This is a genomic window from Arthrobacter sp. Z1-9 (assembly GCF_054792695.1).
Genome location: NZ_CP096457.1, coordinates 46,415 through 63,864 on the forward strand (window position 1 = coordinate 46,415; position 17,450 = coordinate 63,864).

Below are 17,450 nucleotides of genomic sequence, written 5' to 3' on the forward strand. Positions count from 1 at the left end.
GAAGAGACGTGGGACACGCTTAAGCCTTTGCTGCCGCGGACCACACGCCAGGAACTGAGCCGACTTCCAGCTGTCCACGGCTGGGGTCAATCCGGGTTATCCACGGCTGGAAAATGGGAGCCGTTGGGGTAGCTCCCCCGGCAGCAGCAGCGGTGGATAACCCGCAAGGATTGTCCCCGGCTGTGGGCAGTTGGACTTTACCCAAACACTGCACTGGCCCAACAGGGTTCTGTCTGCCTCTGTTAAACAGCAGCAGTTTTTGACTGTTGCTGCACTCTTGCCCGGAGATGGGCCTTCGACTGCGCTAAAAGCGCAGGGGCACAGCTCAGGGCCTGAGCCGGTGCTATCCCAAGCTCAGACCCTGCAGCAGGTCAATCCAGAATTTGTGCCTTACTTCAGCATGTCGTCCAGCGACCACCTGTTGCGGCCCAGACGAACCAGGGCATCCTGCAACCGACGTTCGTTACCCAGCTCCCGACTTGACGACCCCATGCCGTTTGGAAGAATCCCCACGTCGGGCAGAATCCGATAGCGGCTGCGCCGACGTAGATGCTTTTGTACCCTGCGCTGACCAGGCCGCCGCAGACTTTGGTGCCATCGATGACGGCACCGACAGCGGTCGGCGCAGCGTGAGTGGTGACCACAGCTGTTGATGCTGTCGGTACAGATGCGCTGGCTGGGCCCACGCTTCCGAGCATCAACGTCGCAAGAACGGCGAGGACGGTGATAAACGCCTTGAGTGGGTGGACACTTTTGCTCATTTGGGACTCCTTATATGTGGGTTCAAGAACGAACGGGCCTTCGAAAGTCGAACTGAGAGGACTGCACCGGGCTTCCCTTACTTGGAGCAGTTGACACCAGAATAGGGTCACATTTTGCGCGTACGACTCCGTTTTCGTGTAAATCAAATGTTTGTCACCCATATGGGTGACAAACATTTGAAGTACGCCTGAATCCGTAAATCCGCGCGTGCAACTTGGAATACTTAGCGGGACGGCATGGGTCGTACTACGCGCGATAGGGGTTTTGATGAAAACAGTAATTAGGGTCGGCGTTGTCGATGACCACGAGATGCTTCGGGTGGGATTCGCAGCGGCGGCCTACCTCGATGCCAAGACTGCGCCTGTACCAGTCGTAGTAGTCCGGGCCAGCGACACGGTCGAAGATCTCTTGGCTGGGGGAGAAAAGATGTTCGACGTCGTCGCCCTTGATATGTCCCTCGCCGACGGAACCAGGCCGGGGGACAACGTTCGAAGAATCATTAACGCTGGGTACAAGGTCTTGGTGTACAGCCAAGCCGACAAGGCTGCAGATCTTCGGGAGGCACTGGCCGCGGGCGCCGCGGGAGTTTCGCGTAAATCGGAGGACTACGAACGGACTCTGAATTTCCTTCGAAGAGTTGCCGACGGAGAAATCATTGACAATCAACAGATGGCAGCAGCCATCGACGGAGACGCCGCTTTTTCTGCGATCGCTGACTTGAGCGATCAGGAACGCGAAGCGCTCCGCTTGTACGCAACCGGGAGAACACGAGCACAAGTTGCTGCCCAAATGAATGTCAAGGACAGCAGCGTAAAGACTTACATCCGACGTGTCCGTGAAAAGTATGAAGCAGTGGGGCGAGAGGCTAAGGACAAGGAAGCGCTGCGGCGGCGGGCAGTGGAGGACGGCCTTGTTGATCCTGACTAAAGTCTCTTCGGTAAGAGCAGAGATGTTCCTCATGGCATCGCCAACTTATTTTGCAGAATAGCTCCTCTAGACCCCCATCCCTTGCCCCGGAAAGGATGGCAGTGGCAAAGAAAAACTCCACGGAGCCGAAGACAATTTCTCGAACCAACATCGAACGGCTACTGACGCGTTCAGTGTCCATATTCTCGCTAGTCTTATATGGCCTTGCCCTTCCAGACCTTGTTGTACAGATACCTACGAGCGCCTTCGGATGGGACCTGGCTCTTATGGTGGGCATCCCGGCAACTATTCTCTGGACAGCACTAGTGCGGCATCAAGGTCGGCAGGTGCAGACGGCCGCAGGGATCTCGGCAGCGCTCATACTCGTCAGCTTTCTTTTATGGCACCTAGGACTGATTGGGCATGGCGGCCAAGTAGCGTCTCGGCCTTGGTCCTATGGGATTGCCGGTATCGGCATTGCACTGGCATGCATCGCCTCCAATGCGGGTTTTTCAGCTATATACGGTGCGGTGTTCTCAGCTCTTGTGTGCCTGGTACCGCTTACAACTGCCGGTAACGCCCGCGCGTGGTACGAATCAGCACAGGATGCCTTGCTGACAGCCGCCATGGCGGTGGTGATCATCAGTCCCATCACCACACTCCGCAAGGCGTCTGACGCTGCCGATCGCGCCGCTGAGGCTGCGATTCTGAAAACAGCTGGCGCTGCAAAAGCAGAGGCGCTGCGCACCGAGCGGACGCGTTTGGACGGGCTTACCCACGACACCGTAATGGCTACCCTGACTATCGCAGCCCGGGCAAAATCAACGGAAATGATTGACGCCGCAGCAAAAGCGGCCAAAGACTCTTTGGATCAGTTGGAATCGCTTCGCACGGGCAATGAGCAATCGTTCATAAGCACAGCTGAGCTCGTCGGGCGCCTCACAGGTGCCACCGCGGGCTACCCCACCAAGATCACATGTACGGATTTCAGCACGGGAGAGCCCCTGGCCCTCCCCCTGGTACCCAGCCGCGCATTGATTCAAGCAACGGCCGAAGCTGTAAGAAACAGCGCAATTCACGCCTACGGTGGCGGCAGCCAGGTCGAGGTCATTCTCGATCGCGACCCCCTCACAGGAGCCGCTCAAGCTGTCATTGAAATCACGGACGAGGGTCCTGGTTTCGACACTGATAAGGTCCCCGCCCAACGGCTGGGCCTGAGGGTATCCATCTTGAACAGAATGCGCGACGCAGACGGCACAGCCACTGTTACTTCGAAGCCCGGAACGGGCACAAGAGTGCAACTGACATGGAAGGAAAACCTTCGCGGGCATGAATGACGCAATCAGCCGCCCACTTATCCTGGCTATGGGCCTGGCATTTCCGGCGGCCCACATCCTGCTCGGTATCGCGAACCTCCACCGGGTCGTGGCCATTTGGCCCGCTTTAGTGGCGATGGGAGTCTGTTTGGCCCTAATGGTTCTCACGACTTGGCCGGCAGAGGACAGGGGAATGCCACGCCGGCACGCTGTCTTCGCGGTAATTGGTGTCCTAGTTATGGACGTCCTTGTCCAGAGCACCCTTCCCTTTGTCGACCACCCGGGTTACGCAGCTTGGCACTGTGGCGCTATTCAGATGCTGATGGTCACCGTCGCCATCCGAAAGCAAATAGTCGCAGCCTGGGTAGGAATTAGCATGTTTGCGGTCCTCGACTTCGGCGGCTCCCTGCTCCATGGGCTAACGCCTGTAGACGGATTGGCCATGATCCTGACACCGGTGATGTGGGTCGCCATTTCTCACGCGGTAAGTAAGGTCTTCGCTCGTTGTGATGTCCAGATCAGAGCCAATGAAGCCAGTCAGAGAACATCTTCTGCGCGGCTGGCGAAGGAGCACGCTAGTTGGGTCTCCCACAACGAGTGGGTGACGGAGCTCGAGCGAAAGGCCAAGCCTCTGCTGTCAAAAATTGCTGCCCGTGCAATTGAGGAGCGGGATAGAACGAGCTGCCTGCTATTACAGGACGAGCTAAGGGATCAGGTCCGAGGGAGAGCTTTGGCTACGGCGACAGTTTTGAGATCCGCCCGCGCCGCCCGTGCCCGAGGAGTAGCCGTAGAAATTTGCGATGACCGGGAGACAGACCTTCCCCCGGCCGTACTCCTTGAAGCATCGACGCAACTCATCACCGTCTTAGACAGAGCCGCAGGGGGACTGATCACAGCCAGAGCCCTTCCGCCGGGAAATGACGTTGCAGTCACCATCTTTGCTTCAGATGACGCACTGCCCGATCAAGAGTTTTACGTCGAGATTCGCGAGACGGGGAGCAGCACATCGATCTGTCCAAAATGACCTTTGGAGCACGGGCCGGCAGGCGCCTGCTCAATAAGGACACTCTGTCAGATTGGCATCTTAGGCTCCTTGGCCTAAGAATCCATTAGCGGACCCTATTCTGACAGTGCTGGCGGGGCGGTCTGACGTCAGGTTGGCGTGTACTTCAACCTTAGATGTGCGGCAGTTCTTCAGCCCTTAGGGCGATCTTAGGAAGCGGATGGATCACGTCTCCGCGCCCCCTGATGGAGCACTCGGAAGACGGCAGCTCAGGCAGCGGTAGGGACAGGCAACGGGTGCACCGTCATTGAGCACCTGAGCTTGGGCGACACAGAGGCAGAAGTGCAGTAGTTGTTCATGCTTCGGCTAGTTCTTTCGTGTTCGAGGTGATCCACTTCTTGGGTGGTGCGACATAGCCGCTAAACGCGTTGAGGATGGGCTCGATTTCCTTTTCGAAGATCAACATCTGGGCGTATTCGGGTTTCATGAAGCCTTCGTCGACCATGCGGTTGGCGAAGTCGCGGAGCGGACTGTAGAAATCGCGCGTATTCAGGAATGCGCATGGCTTCTGATGAAAACCCAACTGCGCCCACGTCCATTGCTCGGCGATCTCCTCCAGGGTGCCGGCCCCGCCCGGAAGGGCAAGAAAGGCATCCGAAAGTTCAGCCATGACGGCTTTGCGCTCATGAATAGTCTCCACCACGTGCATCTCGGACAGATCATTGTGGCCGATCTCGCCCTCAATGAGAGCACGAGGCATAACACCGACCACGCGCCCGCCTGCCTTGAGGGCCGCATCGGCAATGGCGCCCATCAGCCCGCCCGTTCCCCCGCCATAGACGATCGTCACGTCATTCTCAACAAGTTTGCGGGCTACTTCCCGTGCAACGTTGAGGTACTCCGGGTCGGCTCCGGCGGAGGAACCGCAAAAGATGGCTATGCTTCGAGCAATTTTAGGGCTGGAGCTCATTTGCCAGTCACTTTCTAAAGGGATCTATTGTCCGCGTCGAGTCTCCTGTCCGGTGCCGTAGGGAGAGCATTCGCCTGCGAGTAGTGTAGGTACGATGATGACCGCCAGCAAGAGAACCAATGGGAGCGTAAGTGACCAGGTGGCATCGGTCAGGTTGGGGCGGGACTAAAGCTGACGGTCAACGCCAGGGCCGCCGCGTTATTCACATCTGCCTCTACTGGTCTGCTGGTGAGCGTAGGTCCGACAGGGACCGCCGTTGGCGGCCGTCCGTGTCGAAATTGCCAGGCTGGAGCCATGCCCGGAATGCCTTTCCGATCTCAGGCCTTCCGAGTCAATGATGGAATACCAGGCAGTATCCCTGCTGTGCCCTTTGTAGACCACAGCCTGCCGAAAAATACCCTCGAAGGTGAAGCCGAGCCGTTGTGCCGCCCTTCGCGAAGGGGCGTTGAGACTGTCACATTTCCACTCGTTGCGCCGGTAGCCGAGCCCCTCGAAGACGTAGGACATTAACAGAAACTGTGCCTCGGTGGCCAGTGGGGTCTGCTTAAGCCGCGGCGAGAACGCTACGTAACCAACTTCAACGACGCCGTTTGTCCGATCCTGCCGCATCAGCGCTAGCGTACCCACTGCCTTGCCGCTGTTGAGGTCGACAACGGCGAAGTGCATCGGATCGTCCGCCTGGGTCATAGTCGCTACATACGTTCGGTAGTCCTCTCGATGACCGAACGGGCCCGCGGGCATGTATGTCCAGTCCCCGCCATCAGCAGCAAGAGAGTAGGCCGCGTACAGGTCGTCCGCGTGGCGGTCAGCACTGAGTGGCTCCACGCGGCAGAATCTTCCTTCGAGAGTCACCGGTGCGGGTGCCGGACGAGCGGTCCAGCCGGGCACCGGCTGGCCGATGGGCTGGGCATCTTCGTTCATTCGGGTAAACATCGTTTTCTCTCGATCAGAGGACCGTGTTTACTGACACCGCCCCTTTTGCGTCCCGGTTTTAGTTGTGCAGAAGGTGCCGCCCGCATGGTGCCTGCAGGCTGGGCACTCGCCCTGAGCGGATGCTTATGGTGCGATAGGGCGCCTCGTGCTCGGCGACGATCAGCACGGGCGGGGACGGAAGGCCACGGAGGCCCGAATCTCGTCTACACTTCGGACTGGATAACTCCCGCATGGGAAGCTGCTGCACGCCTAAACGGACAAGCTCACCTGATGACACGGTTCCTCCCGCACAGTAGGGCCATAACGGACAAAACGAGCATTAGCATTGCGGTGATGGTCAGCGGGAGGGCCCAGCCGCCGCTGAGATCGCGGAGGGCACCGAATGCCACCGGCCCGGCGGCGGCGATCGCGTAGCCCACTGTCTGGGCCATTCCCGAAAGCGAGGCGGCCTGTTGGTGGTTTCCGGTGCGAAGACTGAACAGCGACAGCGCAATCACAATGAGACTCCCGCTGCCCAAGGCTCCGACCACCACCCACAATAGTGTGAGTTGCGGTGCAAGGCAGAGCCCGGCATACGCGCAGAACGCGAGCATGCTGCTGCCAAAGGCGATCGGCCGCTGATCGGACGTATGGTGCAGCACCGTCCCCGCGGCCAGGCTTGCCAGCACGCCAACCAGCAGGAACACCGAGGTGTGCAGGCCGGAGGTGGCCGCGGGTATCCCCAGTTCTTGCTCGATGCTGGGTAGCCAGGCGACCATGACGTAGAACCCCAACGACTGCAGCCCCATGAAGAGCGCGACCTGCCAGCCCAGCGCGGATCTCCACGGGGAGCGAAGCTCAATGGTCTGGCCTTGGACCTTCGCCGCGATCGGATTCGGGGACAACAGCTTCGGGAGCAGAATGGCCAGCGCGATCAGCGCCAACCCCGCCCAGATCCCCAGTCCTAACCGCCACCCGTACGTGCTGGCCTGGGCAATAGGAACGACGACGGCGGCACCGGACGCGGCGACGGCACCCTGGACGGCAGTGTAAATTCCGGTCACCTGGCTGACCCGCGCAGGGACGTCCCGCTTAACCAGCGAGGGCAGCAATACATTCAGGAAGGCGATGCCAGTACCGATCAGCACGGTACCGATCCAAACCGCGGCTTCCACCCCAAAGGAGCGGCCGATGATTCCTACCGAAAGCAGCAGCAGCGATACCCCCAACGCACGATCCAGGCCCATCCGGCGCGCCAGAGCCGGGGCGACAGGGGAGAAAACGGCAAAAGAAATCAACGGCAGCCCGGTCAGCAGGCCTGCGGTGCTGCCTGACCACGCGAATTCGGCGCCGATATCGGAAAGCACCGGACCCACGATCACAAAGGCTACCCGCAGGTTCACGGCGATGAGCAGGATGCCGAGGAAAGCGGCGCCAACCCGTGCCCTGCGTATTGTTACTACCCGTTCAGCCACCGGCACGCGCCCTACTCCTGCTCCCAAATTGTGTATCCACGCCTTCGCCTGTAATTGGGGCCGACCTTATTGTGGCACGACCCTTGCATCGGACTCCCGCCCGTGCCCGCCTAGCTGGCCGAGAGAGAGGAACTCGACAGCGACACAGGTCATCAGGACGAGGACCAGGCCTCCGGTGCCGAAGCTACCCCAGTACCCGTGGGAAGCGAAGTATTGGAGGACTTCCTGCCCGGTTGTGAAGCCGGAGCCGATGAGGAAGGCAACGATTGTCCCGGCGTACGTGAGAATGCGCCAAAGGCTCGTCGTCTCGACGGTGTCCGGGTGTGGCCTTGCCAGGAATGTTTGTGTCATGGGTGGGCGTCTCCTCCCGGATGGGTAGGCGGCGGACGGTGGCATCGTCCTCGTCGACTTTATAACCCGGCTTGCCCGGTCGGGGTCGAGCAGCCGATGTGAACCAGGAGCCATTGGCCGTTGATCAGCAGGCCGGTGGGAAGGGAGGCGAGCAGCGCCTGGTCCCGCCCGAGATCTCAGGCCGCGGACTGAGATCTGCGGTCAAGGCCGCCGCGGCCAGGTCTCTTCCACGCGATGGAGGGTCAGACCGAAGAGGTTGGCGGTCTCCTTCCGATCCGCAGTGGACTGGCAGTCCCTCAGCATCACGTCAACCAAGGGGCCCGGCAGTGAGGGCACCACCTTACCCAGGAGACGGGCGACACCGGCCGGCAAGTGCCGGATCCGGACACCAGGAGTATTGATGTGCGCCACGAACTCATCGACGGTCAGCGACTGCGGACCGGTCAGCTCGAAAGTCCCGGTCGGGGTTGCCGGGTCCAGGGCCGCCCGGGTCAGGGCCTCGGGCCACGTCCTCGCGGCTGATCCAGGCATAACGCTGGGTACCCGGCCCCAACACCGACACCGCCTTCCCCGCCCGGGAAAGCATGGCGGCCACTGTCGGGCCGGGCTCTTCCGGCGGACCGTAAATGTGGGCGGCGCGGAAAATTACCACGGGGACGTCCAAGGCCCGCAACATCTCCTCGGCCTGTCCCTTGGCCCGCAGGTACGGGTTGCCCGAGGCGGGGTCGGCGTCGAGATAGGACAGGAACACCACCCGACGGGCCCCGGACCCCTCCAACGCTGCGACGGTCGCGGCGACCGTGTCGAGGTTCGCCCCCTCATAGGTGTTGGGACGCTTCGGCCGCAGCGTCCCGGCCAAGTGAACCACGGCAGAAGCATCCCGGAAAGGCCACCATCAGGTCATCCAGCCGGCCCAGCGCCCGGACCTCGTTGGGCAGAACGGTAAGCCGTTGCTGCAACGCCCTGCCCATCTGTCCACTGGAACCGGTGATCGCCACAGGCCCACTGAACCATCCTTGGATACTCATGCTGCCCCCTGCCGATCACGCCACGGTCCCAACACCTGCGCCTCTATGGTAGGGCGGGAAACCTTTCTTGCTGCTGCCATAGAGCCTCGTTCAAGGACCGTGCCTGGACGCTTTGGACGTGGGGCACCCGGTACTCCTCGCCGACGTGTCCACCGAGACGAACTGGCCCGAATACAGCATTTGACCCTGAGTTCCTCCGCAAGCCAGACCGTGGGCAAAGCGATTTCTGGGAAACGACGTGACCGTTAGGTAGATCTTTGGTTGGAGCGAGCAGCTGCCAGTCAGTCTGGGTAGACCTGCCGGTCTCGTACATATGAATCTGTGTACCCTCGTCTTGTTCACCGGAACGGTTCGGACCGCATGACGGGCGCCGCTCCGCCGACGCCGGTCACGCTCGTGTCGTCAGCTCTTAGTGCGACCAACCTGGTCGTACGCGTTCTGCATCTGCTGCGCGACGGTTGCAGGCTGCAGGCCTGTGTCCTCTCTAATGAGCCCTAAGTTGTCGCGGAAGGATTCGGGGCTCAGTTCTGGATCGAAGAATCCCGCGGTCTCCTTTAAGATCCAGCGCGACGCACGGCCACCACCCAGCGAGAAGAACTCGCCTGAGACGGTATTGTCCTCGTGTGCGAGGTACAGCGCGCCGGCCGAGACGAACTCCGGGGCGAGTTTGCGGTAGATCGCTTCGCGCTCGTCCTCAGGGAAGGTGTCGTCGACGAGACGGGACGCTGCCACGGGGACGAGCGCGTTGACGGTTATGTTGGTGTCCGTATCCTTGAGCTCTGCAGCCAGTCCGAGGGTGAGGCCCAAGAGTGCGGCCTTTGACCCGCCGTAGGCAATGACCCCGGGAAAACCGGTCAGCCCCGCAGATGACGTGTTCACGATGCGGCCGTAGCCCGCCGAGCGCATGTGGGGAAGTGCTGCAAGACTCATGTACAACGTACCAAAGTAGCTCACCTCCATCGTGCGCCGGAAGTCTTCCTCGGGGGTCTCTTCGAAGGCCTTGCTGACGACAATGCCGGCGTTGTTGATCACGGCGTCGACCTTGCCGAACTCGTCAATGGCGAGCTGCACGATACTTTCTGCGCCTTCACGAGTGGCGACCGACGCGGTATTCGCGACGGCGCTTCCTCCAGCCTTCCTAATCTCCTCGACTACTTCAGCCGCAGGGCCTTCCGAGCTGCTGGTGCCATCGGGCGCAGCGCCAAGATCGTTGACGACGACATGCGCGCCTCGCGAGCCGAGCATCCGGGCGTGCGCCCGTCCGATTCCGCGGCCACCGCCGGTAACAATGACGACTCGGTCGTCAAATCGCATTTCAGACATTTAGGTGAGTCCTTCCAAGTAGTGATTATTGCTAAGAGATGTGCGGTGGTCGGCGTTCATGTACGACGTGGGGACGACGCGGTTGATCTTGGGATCACGGAGTGACTCGTGTCCTTCCTGGATCTCCCACTTCACCAGGTCCGAGATGACCCGTCCTCCCTGCTGTGACAGAGCCCCGAGGCCTGATGCCGATAACTGGGACCGGGACCGGGAACCTGATAGAGAACAAGCGGTGAACCTTCACTAGTGAGCTGCCATGCGCGCAGGAAAATTCTCCTTAGTACGTCTATTCGGCACCACGGTGTGCAGAACCGAGTCGGCAGCAGCCCCTGATAGGTGCTTTCTGTCGGCGCTTACAGCATAGTGGAACTCAGTACTAAAAAGGCGAGATGCCTGCAGCGTGATGCGAACCGGCAGCTGCGGCCATCTACATTGGAGGGATGACGGTAGTACGGGATGTGAAAGGACCTGGTCGACCGCCGGCGGCGACCAGGGAAGCGGTTGAGCACATCGCATTGGCGTTGATGCTTCGCGACGGATACGGCGCGGTGAGCGTCGAGACGATCGCCAACGCGGCTGGTATCGGCCGTACGACCTTCTTCCGGTATTTCGGGTCCAAGTCCGGGGTGGTGTGGGCTCCGTTCGATGTCACGATCGCGGAGCTGCGCTCTAAGATCAAATCCTCGGATGTGGACGGCGACGTTCTGGACGCCATCAGGGCAGCTATCATCTACTCGACCCGGTCAGCCTTGTACTCGAGCGAGGTGTGGCTCGAACGCTTTAAGTTGTTAGACAACAATCCCTCGCTCCGCGCTGAGGCCTACGAGCACTGGGAGAGATGGAAGCGGGTCATCGCCGAGAGCATCGCTAGGAATCAGGGAATTGAATCACGCACTGTGGTTCCGATGGCGATCGCCGGAGCTTGCCAGGGAGTACTTGTCACCGAGTTTCGTCATCCCCAGAATTGTGACGTCGACCGTGAGGCGGTACTTGGTCGTCTGGACATGAGCCTACGCGAGATATGCGGAGCGCTACGACAGCTGCTCCATGCACCCCGGCGAAGCTTAGCCGTATCCCTTGAGAAGTTGTGACGGAGGAGTTTCTCACTGCCGGTGAGCATCAAACGCGGTCGAGAGACAGTGGACTCTTCGTTGATGGGAGTGCGCCGTCTCACGTCTCGGTACTGCTTCTCTGTCTCCGATGTCGTCCAATAGCGGCCAGAACCGTGAAGCTCGCAGGCCAAGGCGGGGGGCCCTCTCTCCTGTTTCAACTCGTCATACTCAAGAGCCGATAATGGAGATTATGTGAACCTAAATCGGTTGATGTTGCATCAGATGCAATATCCAGCTGCTTCAAAGACGCTATTGACGAAAAGCATGCATCGTCCGAAACCACTGACACCATTGGATTGGCTGTCTAAGCTTTGGACATGACACCCTCGCCCGGCCCGGCCTCCGAAGCTGTGAATCAAATCGACTGGTCGTTGTTGTTCACCATCGCAGGCGTGATCGTTGCCATCGTTGCCATCTTCTTCGGAGTGTGGGCAGCCCGTCGGTGGGGAACTAGGCGTAACCTGCTTCAGATTGACTATCGGATTCGCCCCTTGAAGCCCTTCAGCCTTATGACCGACAAGGGCGTGGAGGTCGTTCCGCCAAATCCCCCTATTCAATTCGACGTTGAACTGAAACTCACGAATCTAGGGCCGCAGGACATTCTGCCTGAACACTTTGGTGGCCAAGAGCTACGGTTTAGCGTTTCGCCCGCAAGGCTCATTTCCGACAGAACAATGAGCAACTTGAAATCAGGCGTCCTCGTGCTGGATACAACGGACGCGAAACTGTACCCACTGAGAATTGCAGTCGGACAAAGCTTGTTCTACATGATTCGCACAGCCGATGCTCGCCCGGATCTGTGGGTTGACACGCCTCTCGCAAACGTGAAGGTGCGTCGAAGTCGCCATCGCGATCAGGACGCCTCCCCGATGGGCACCTTCACGTTCCCCGGAGCCAACAGATGGTTGGGCTCCCGCGTTTCGGAGTTCTAAGTAGCAGATCGACGCAACATCAGCCGCCGACATTCCTTGGATCGTTGCGGTAGCTGTTCTTCTCGGAAATCTGGTTGTTCTCGCATGAGTTGAGCGCAGAGGACCTAGACATTCTCGCTGCGGCAATTGACGAAACAGACACCTGAGCCGGCCCAATGGCTTTAGACAGATGCTGCCGAGGCTCCAGTCAGACCAACTTTTGTTGGGGTTGGGTCTGGCTCGGAGGTGGTTACTTTCGACCTGATCCGTAACACGCAGATCAGCCTGCTGACACCCGAATGCAACATGATCTGGGTGTTCGTGGATCGATGGCGCTTACACATCGCGCCTGAACTGCACCTCCACACCATCGGCACGTTGGTGAGCAACTCAAGAAGATCGAGACCCAGCTCGATGACGCGGTAGCCGCAGCCGGGACGGCATCTCCTAGGAAATCGGCAGGGCATTCGGAATCACTCGTCAAGGCGTGCAGAAGCGCTGGTATATAGCAGGTGCCGGGCAGAAGCGAATCCTTCGCCGGCGGGAGAGTGCTGCTTCACTCCATGTGAGCGTTGGGTGCAGGCTCGTCCCCGATTTCCGGGTCTTTGATACCAGGCACGCCCCACGGTCGAAATGGCGGTTGTTCCTCTGCCTGGCCTTTTTCATCCCGCTGGACCCAGATCCGGAATGGCGTATCGTCTATCGGCGCGAGCTTTACCTTCAGGCCGGCACCCTCTCCGCTCTCCAGCAACTTCCATATTCGCTCGCCGTCTATGGCTTTGACACGGGGGTGGTAGACAAATCCCGGGCCCAGGTTGTATTTGTGACCGAGAATCTCCAGGGCAGTGGTCGGTTGGGTCGCGAACACAGTGCTTCCTTCAAGCAGCAGCGGTTTCAAGCCGTCGTCTATTTCTCCATTCAGAGTCATGGACATCGCTTGTCCAAGAGGCATGACGGTTTGGTATCCCTCAAGGAATAGCCGGGCTATCCTGATGCCGATGCGCTCGATGTGTGTGGTTTCGTGGGGAACGGAGAAAGAGACATTGTGCAGCGCTTGCTCAATGACGTAAAGGTCCTCCACTAACTGTCTAGTCCAGTCATCGGTGGACGGCGGGGCATCTTGAACATCGTGTACACCGATTGTCGCCAGACGCCCGCCAGCGGCGTACAACTCGACCTTGCACCCAGAGCGGAAGCTGTCCAGCAATGAGATAGCTCCATGAACATCCCGCACAGAAGCGCCGCTCGGAGAAAAGCTGAGCTTACATTCCGGTGTATCCCCCACGCCGTTCCGAGGTAGCTTGAATGTCATCGTGAGCACATGCATGAGCTCGCACAGAAGCTGCGCTCCACGGGGGCCGTGAGCCGCTCGAAGTATGCGTCCTTCGTATCGCCCCTTAGTGAAGCCAAAGTTGTCGACAATATTCATGGTCAGTGGCTTGTTCTGAGATTTTTCGAGGGCAGCTGGTGACAGGCGCACTCTTTCCAGCGTCATTTGCGGCATGGGGGCCACCCATGCAGGCCCAGTTCGGGTTAGTGAGGCCGCATCTCCAGGCAAGTCAAGGGCTTGCAGGAGGCCGTAGCCCAGTTGCTCCTTCAGTTGCTCAACTACGGCGCTGTGCTCTGGTCCGAAATTAAAGTTCAGTTGGGTATGAATCGGCTCCTTCTCCATGGCATCGGGATGTTTGGGTACGTAGTCCTCGAAGACAACACCGCCTTCTTTGGTGATTGTCGTGTCCCAATACTTGCTTCGGGTGTCGGCGAGTGACATAAGGTCTTCCACCCGCTCCGTTAGGTCCGTGTTACCCACCAAGCCGGCCTTCTCTTGGTTGATCTGTCGAAGTACATCGACGAGCTCATCTCGAAGGAAGGCACGTTCGACTTCTGGGTAGTCAGTCAGCGCCGCGGCCAGCTTTTCCTGTCCCCAGATGTCAACCTCCACCGCCTTGTCGGCCGCAAGTCCGAGAACGAAGTCTCGCTCGTTCTTATGCGGATCAGGAGGCATCACGAGAATCCACTCGCTGGGCGTGTGATTCTTCCACGCTGCTTTGAACGACTTCTCAACCTGAGGGCGGCGCACCTTTCGGAACTCGCCGGTGAAGCCCTCAGGAAAGTACTTCAGCTGGAAAATTTTGGTGACACGGTTTCCCAGCCACACAGCCACATCAATACCGCCATCGCCGCCGGCGCCGCGAAGGACTTCGGCCCGGTGGGGCTTCTTGTCGTACATCTTGAGCAGCAGAACTTCTACAAGTTGGTTGAAATCAACCTCATTGATTTTGGACCAGTTAATCCTGCCTTGGCTAAGTCCCCTGAGCGCCACGTTTGCCTCCATTCAAAGTAAGTCTGCCGCCGTCCCCGCTCCATTGGGCTTACGGACGGCTTGCTGCTTGACAGCGTCTCTTCCTTTCGAGTCGCCTTGACCTCATCTGCCCACCGTGCCTCTAGAGGGGCTGCGGGGCTCTGCTTCCGTGAGCACCTCACTACATGCATGTGCTACACGTCCGCCATTTGCCACGAGGGACGTCACCGACGCAGCCGCCAATATCCCGTATCGAAGCATGGTGCCCTCCTTCTGCCAGCTGGACTTCCCTTCAGGTCAGTTCCGCCACTGAAATTGCCCAACCGCCCCACCAAATCATCGTTAGTCTTCTCCTTGGCGAGCGATAAAGCCCGCCATCCCGGGAACCGTGAACTGGATAGAACCGTATTCGGGCGCATACACGACACCTTTGGCGATGAGCCGGGAACGGATGACCGCAAGCTTGGTTGTTGACTTACCCAGACGATCTGCGATTTCTCCCGTGGAGGACGGACTGTCGCCGTCCTGCGCCATGGCTCGGAGGTAAAGGCGTTCTGCGTTGGTGGCCCGCTGCCACCTTGCTTCGAAGAAGCCGTGGTCCAGGTCGCTGGTGCCAAGGCGTACTGCCATTTGGGCGTCCTCTGCGCTGATGATCTTCCCCGATGCCGCTTCCCACACTGACCGCCCATAGACCTGGAGGAAGAAGGGGTAACCGTTCGCGGCCGACAGCAGCAGTGACAGCGCGTCGGGCGCCAGCGAGGCGCCAAGCCTGCTGATGGGCAAGGCGAGGGCTTCTGAAGCGGCTTCTTCGTTGACCTGGCCGATAGTTCGGTAGAGAAACAGCCTCTCTCCGTACGTTCTGGCTTCAGAAATCTTGCCTGGGAGGTTGGGCAGGCCCGCTCCGATGATGTAGAAGGGCCAGCCGCGCTGCCCCGCTAGGTGCTGGACGGACAGCAGCACGGTCAGCAGCTCCTCATCCAGGTCCTGCATTTCGTCAATGAACAGGCCAAACCCGGCCCTGGCTTTCCGCATGGCCAGCGAAACGTCCTCGACGAGCTCTTCGAGGTCAATATCTAGGTTGCCCGAGTCGGCCCGCCCTTGTTGTTTGGTGGTCACGGATGCCGAAACACCTGCTACTCCCAGACTGGCAGAGATGTTGCCGATGCTGGCCATGGCGTTCTGCAGGAAAGTCCAAGCCGGCTTTCCCCGAAGCCTTCTGGCACCCAATTCCAATTCACGCGCGAGCTTTGCTCGGGTGGCCTTTTTGCCGGCCTCGCCTGGCTGGGCCTCAAGTTGGAGGACCAGCCAGTCGTTGCGACGGGCGTGCTCCGCAAACACGTTGAGCAGGACGGTCTTGCCGACCCCGCGAAGGCCGGAAAGTACCATGCCCCGGTCCCCTACCGTGTTGGACTTCGACCGGGCAACCAATAAATCGAAGGCATCAATCTCGCCATCACGGCCTACCAGCTCAGGTGGGCGGACACCAGAGCCAGGGTTGAAGGGGTTCAGTGCAGGATCCATTCACCCGATGATAGCGAGTTCTAACGACTTATAACAATGGCTGTTATAAGGGGCTATAACTCGTTAGCATGTAGCCACCGGACGGCGGAGCGGCGATAGCAGCTCACAATAGCGACCGTCAGCGAAGCCTCGTGGATGTCGATGTAGGGACTATCCTGCCAGTTCCAGCGTTTGGGACTGACCTATGTCCGGGCTGGCTGCGCGTTCGCTGTGCAATCGCCGGTAAGCGGCGCACGTGGCCGACGTGCTGCCGGCTTGTTTGGCGCGCCGTTCAGTGATTTGAGTGGCTGTTGCAGGCTGCCCGACAGCAACGGAGGGGGCATCAAGTAAGCTATCAGAAAGGCGTTTACTTGAAGCTTCAACTTACCTTCTTACATACCTACATTATCGGCGTTTCAAAACAGGCGGGGGAGTGTCTGTAAAAGGGGTTGTTTCGGGCCATCGTTCGTGGCATTGTTGCCCACATTCCGAGAATTCAGAACTGTTCGGCCTGCGCCGGGTTCGGCGGGGGTTGTCCAGGAAGGCAGGGTCAAAAGGCACAACGGAACCGTCATTTCAGCCACCCATGCGGAGTGTTTGGCGTGGTCAGGATCTGACGGGTCGGCCAAAGCATCCTGATCTCTTCGGAATCGGGAAAACGTCCGGAGTCTTCCAACGGGCCACGCCGCGCGCCATAAGCGGCGCCAACGGGTGATCTGGTCGTAGCCGGAGGCCTTCGTTGGCCCGCCCAACCGTTCATCATATTTTTTGTTGAAGCCCTCCAAAATTCAGCAGTCAAGGGCTTACTAAAGTCTGCTGCAGGAACATTCCAGCAGACGTAAGGATCTATCAATGACGATTCAGGGAAACCTTCCCGCCCCCGAGAACTCCGGAACAACTCCCGGCTCGGGCATGCCAAACAGTCTCATTTTCAGTCAGCCTGCTGAGGTACGTCGTTCCCCCGGACGCACCATGCTGTTGCCGCGTGACCTTGGGCTGATTGCCTTGTTTGCTGCGCTCATTGCAACCTTGGGTTTTGTCGCGGTTCCAGTTGCAGGTCTGGCGGTACCGATCGTCCTGCAGAACTTGGGTGTGTTTCTGGCTGGTGCCATTCTTGGGGCGCGGCGGGGGACGCTGGCCATCGTCGCCTTCTTGGTTTTGGTTGCGGCCGGTCTCCCGCTGCTGTCAGGAGGTCGCGGAGGTGTCGGTGTGTTTATGACGCCATCGCTGGGTTATTTCCTGGGATGGGTCGCAGGCGCTTTCGTCATCGGCTTTTTGACGGAAAGGATCCGTGCCGGGAAACGGTATTTTCCGAGGGTTTTGGTCGCCGTGCTGCTCGGTGGCGTACTGGTCATTGACCTGCTGGGAGCGCTTGTTTCGCCCTTGTTTACAGGCTTGGAACTCGGGGTCACTCTGATTAGCTCGGCGGTGTTCCTTCCAGGTGACATCCTGAAAGCAGTGCTGGCCGCGCTGGTGGCAGCTGCAGTTCACCGCGCCTATCCGGTTCCGGCCGTAGGTATCCGGCGAGGCGAAAGCGGAGCCTAGGGCCCGCAAATAGCACTTGAGAGGATCTGCGCCC

At 59.3% G+C, this 17,450-nt stretch carries 14 protein-coding genes and 1 pseudogene; 6 read left to right on the top strand and 9 right to left on the bottom strand.

The window, feature by feature from the left end:
• Positions 1-395: 395 nt before the first annotated feature.
• The gene (locus tag M1D93_RS20220; protein ID WP_461175260.1) at positions 396-761 is read right to left on the bottom strand and encodes a hypothetical protein; all 366 of its coding nucleotides are present in this window, start codon (positions 759-761) and stop codon (positions 396-398) included.
• Between the two features lie 268 nt (positions 762-1,029).
• On the opposite strand from M1D93_RS20220, the gene M1D93_RS20225 reads away from it, so the two are divergent.
• The 3 genes from M1D93_RS20225 to M1D93_RS20235 all read left to right on the top strand — a co-directional run bounded on the left by M1D93_RS20225 (position 1,030) and on the right by M1D93_RS20235 (position 4,008).
• Positions 1,030-1,689: a LuxR C-terminal-related transcriptional regulator gene (locus M1D93_RS20225; RefSeq protein ID WP_461175261.1), complete on the top strand. Its 660-nt coding sequence runs from the start codon at positions 1,030-1,032 to the stop codon at positions 1,687-1,689.
• 101 nt (positions 1,690-1,790) lie between these two features.
• Positions 1,791-3,005, top strand: a complete 1,215-nt coding sequence (locus M1D93_RS20230; RefSeq protein ID WP_461175262.1) for a sensor histidine kinase — start codon at positions 1,791-1,793, stop codon at positions 3,003-3,005.
• Positions 2,998-4,008 carry a hypothetical protein gene (locus tag M1D93_RS20235; protein ID WP_461175263.1) on the top strand — a complete coding sequence of 337 codons (1,011 nt, stop codon included), beginning with the start codon at positions 2,998-3,000 and terminating at the stop codon, positions 4,006-4,008. The genes M1D93_RS20230 and M1D93_RS20235 overlap by 8 nt, the downstream gene beginning before the upstream one ends.
• 334 nt (positions 4,009-4,342) lie before the next feature.
• Here the strand turns inward: M1D93_RS20235 and M1D93_RS20240 are convergent, their stop codons facing one another.
• The 6 genes and pseudogenes from M1D93_RS20240 to M1D93_RS20265 form a co-directional block, all read right to left on the bottom strand.
• Positions 4,343-4,957: an LOG family protein gene (locus tag M1D93_RS20240; RefSeq protein WP_461175264.1), complete on the bottom strand. Its 615-nt coding sequence runs from the start codon at positions 4,955-4,957 to the stop codon at positions 4,343-4,345.
• A gap of 214 nt (positions 4,958-5,171) precedes the next feature.
• A pseudogene (locus tag M1D93_RS20245) lies at positions 5,172-5,890 on the bottom strand (GNAT family N-acetyltransferase).
• Positions 5,891-6,153: 263 nt separating this feature from the next.
• The gene (locus M1D93_RS20250) at positions 6,154-7,350 is read right to left on the bottom strand and encodes an MFS transporter (RefSeq protein WP_461175265.1); all 1,197 of its coding nucleotides are present in this window, start codon (positions 7,348-7,350) and stop codon (positions 6,154-6,156) included.
• Between the two features lie 60 nt (positions 7,351-7,410).
• Positions 7,411-7,695: a hypothetical protein gene (locus M1D93_RS20255; protein WP_461175266.1), complete on the bottom strand. Its 285-nt coding sequence runs from the start codon at positions 7,693-7,695 to the stop codon at positions 7,411-7,413.
• Positions 7,696-8,110: 415 nt separating this feature from the next.
• Positions 8,111-8,563, bottom strand: a complete 453-nt coding sequence (locus M1D93_RS20260) for an SDR family oxidoreductase (RefSeq protein WP_461175267.1) — start codon at positions 8,561-8,563, stop codon at positions 8,111-8,113.
• A 562-nt stretch (positions 8,564-9,125) separates the two neighbouring features.
• A complete protein-coding gene (locus tag M1D93_RS20265; RefSeq protein WP_461175268.1) occupies positions 9,126-10,046 on the bottom strand; it encodes an SDR family NAD(P)-dependent oxidoreductase in 921 nt (306 codons plus the stop codon).
• Positions 10,047-10,486: 440 nt separating this feature from the next.
• On the opposite strand from M1D93_RS20265, the gene M1D93_RS20270 reads away from it, so the two are divergent.
• Together M1D93_RS20270 and M1D93_RS20275 are read left to right on the top strand one after the other, a co-directional pair.
• Positions 10,487-11,137, top strand: a complete 651-nt coding sequence (locus M1D93_RS20270) for an acyl-CoA-like ligand-binding transcription factor (RefSeq protein ID WP_461175269.1) — start codon at positions 10,487-10,489, stop codon at positions 11,135-11,137.
• A 338-nt stretch (positions 11,138-11,475) separates the two neighbouring features.
• Entirely contained in the window at positions 11,476-12,090 is a 615-nt protein-coding gene (locus tag M1D93_RS20275; RefSeq protein ID WP_461175270.1) for a hypothetical protein, read from the top strand.
• Positions 12,091-12,625: 535 nt separating this feature from the next.
• Here M1D93_RS20275 and M1D93_RS20280 read toward each other — a convergent pair.
• Together M1D93_RS20280 and M1D93_RS20285 are read right to left on the bottom strand one after the other, a co-directional pair.
• Complete coding sequence (locus M1D93_RS20280; RefSeq protein WP_461175271.1) at positions 12,626-14,404, bottom strand: hypothetical protein; 1,779 nt, start codon at positions 14,402-14,404, stop codon at positions 12,626-12,628.
• A gap of 309 nt (positions 14,405-14,713) precedes the next feature.
• The gene (locus M1D93_RS20285; protein ID WP_461175272.1) at positions 14,714-15,892 is read right to left on the bottom strand and encodes an ATP-binding protein; all 1,179 of its coding nucleotides are present in this window, start codon (positions 15,890-15,892) and stop codon (positions 14,714-14,716) included.
• A gap of 831 nt (positions 15,893-16,723) precedes the next feature.
• On the opposite strand from M1D93_RS20285, the gene M1D93_RS20290 reads away from it, so the two are divergent.
• On the top strand, positions 16,724-17,416 hold the full coding sequence (locus M1D93_RS20290) for a biotin transporter BioY (protein ID WP_461175273.1): 693 nt from the start codon (positions 16,724-16,726) through the stop codon (positions 17,414-17,416).
• Positions 17,417-17,450 lie beyond the last annotated feature (34 nt).

Bases quoted from the DNA above. Each gene is read 5' to 3' on its own strand.
- M1D93_RS20220 (WP_461175260.1), bottom strand. From the start codon at position 761: ATGAGCAAAAGTGTCCACCCACTCAAGGCGTTTATCACCGTCCTCGCC.
- M1D93_RS20225 (WP_461175261.1), top strand. From the start codon at position 1,030: ATGAAAACAGTAATTAGGGTCGGCGTTGTCGATGACCACGAGATGCTT.
- M1D93_RS20235 (WP_461175263.1), top strand. From the start codon at position 2,998: ATGAATGACGCAATCAGCCGCCCACTTATCCTGGCTATGGGCCTGGCA.
- M1D93_RS20240 (WP_461175264.1), bottom strand. From the start codon at position 4,957: ATGAGCTCCAGCCCTAAAATTGCTCGAAGCATAGCCATCTTTTGCGGT.
- M1D93_RS20255 (WP_461175266.1), bottom strand. From the start codon at position 7,695: ATGACACAAACATTCCTGGCAAGGCCACACCCGGACACCGTCGAGACG.
- M1D93_RS20265 (WP_461175268.1), bottom strand. From the start codon at position 10,046: ATGTCTGAAATGCGATTTGACGACCGAGTCGTCATTGTTACCGGCGGT.
- M1D93_RS20270 (WP_461175269.1), top strand. From the start codon at position 10,487: ATGACGGTAGTACGGGATGTGAAAGGACCTGGTCGACCGCCGGCGGCG.
- M1D93_RS20275 (WP_461175270.1), top strand. From the start codon at position 11,476: ATGACACCCTCGCCCGGCCCGGCCTCCGAAGCTGTGAATCAAATCGAC.
- M1D93_RS20280 (WP_461175271.1), bottom strand. From the start codon at position 14,404: ATGGAGGCAAACGTGGCGCTCAGGGGACTTAGCCAAGGCAGGATTAAC.
- M1D93_RS20285 (WP_461175272.1), bottom strand. From the start codon at position 15,892: ATGGATCCTGCACTGAACCCCTTCAACCCTGGCTCTGGTGTCCGCCCA.
- M1D93_RS20290 (WP_461175273.1), top strand. From the start codon at position 16,724: ATGACGATTCAGGGAAACCTTCCCGCCCCCGAGAACTCCGGAACAACT.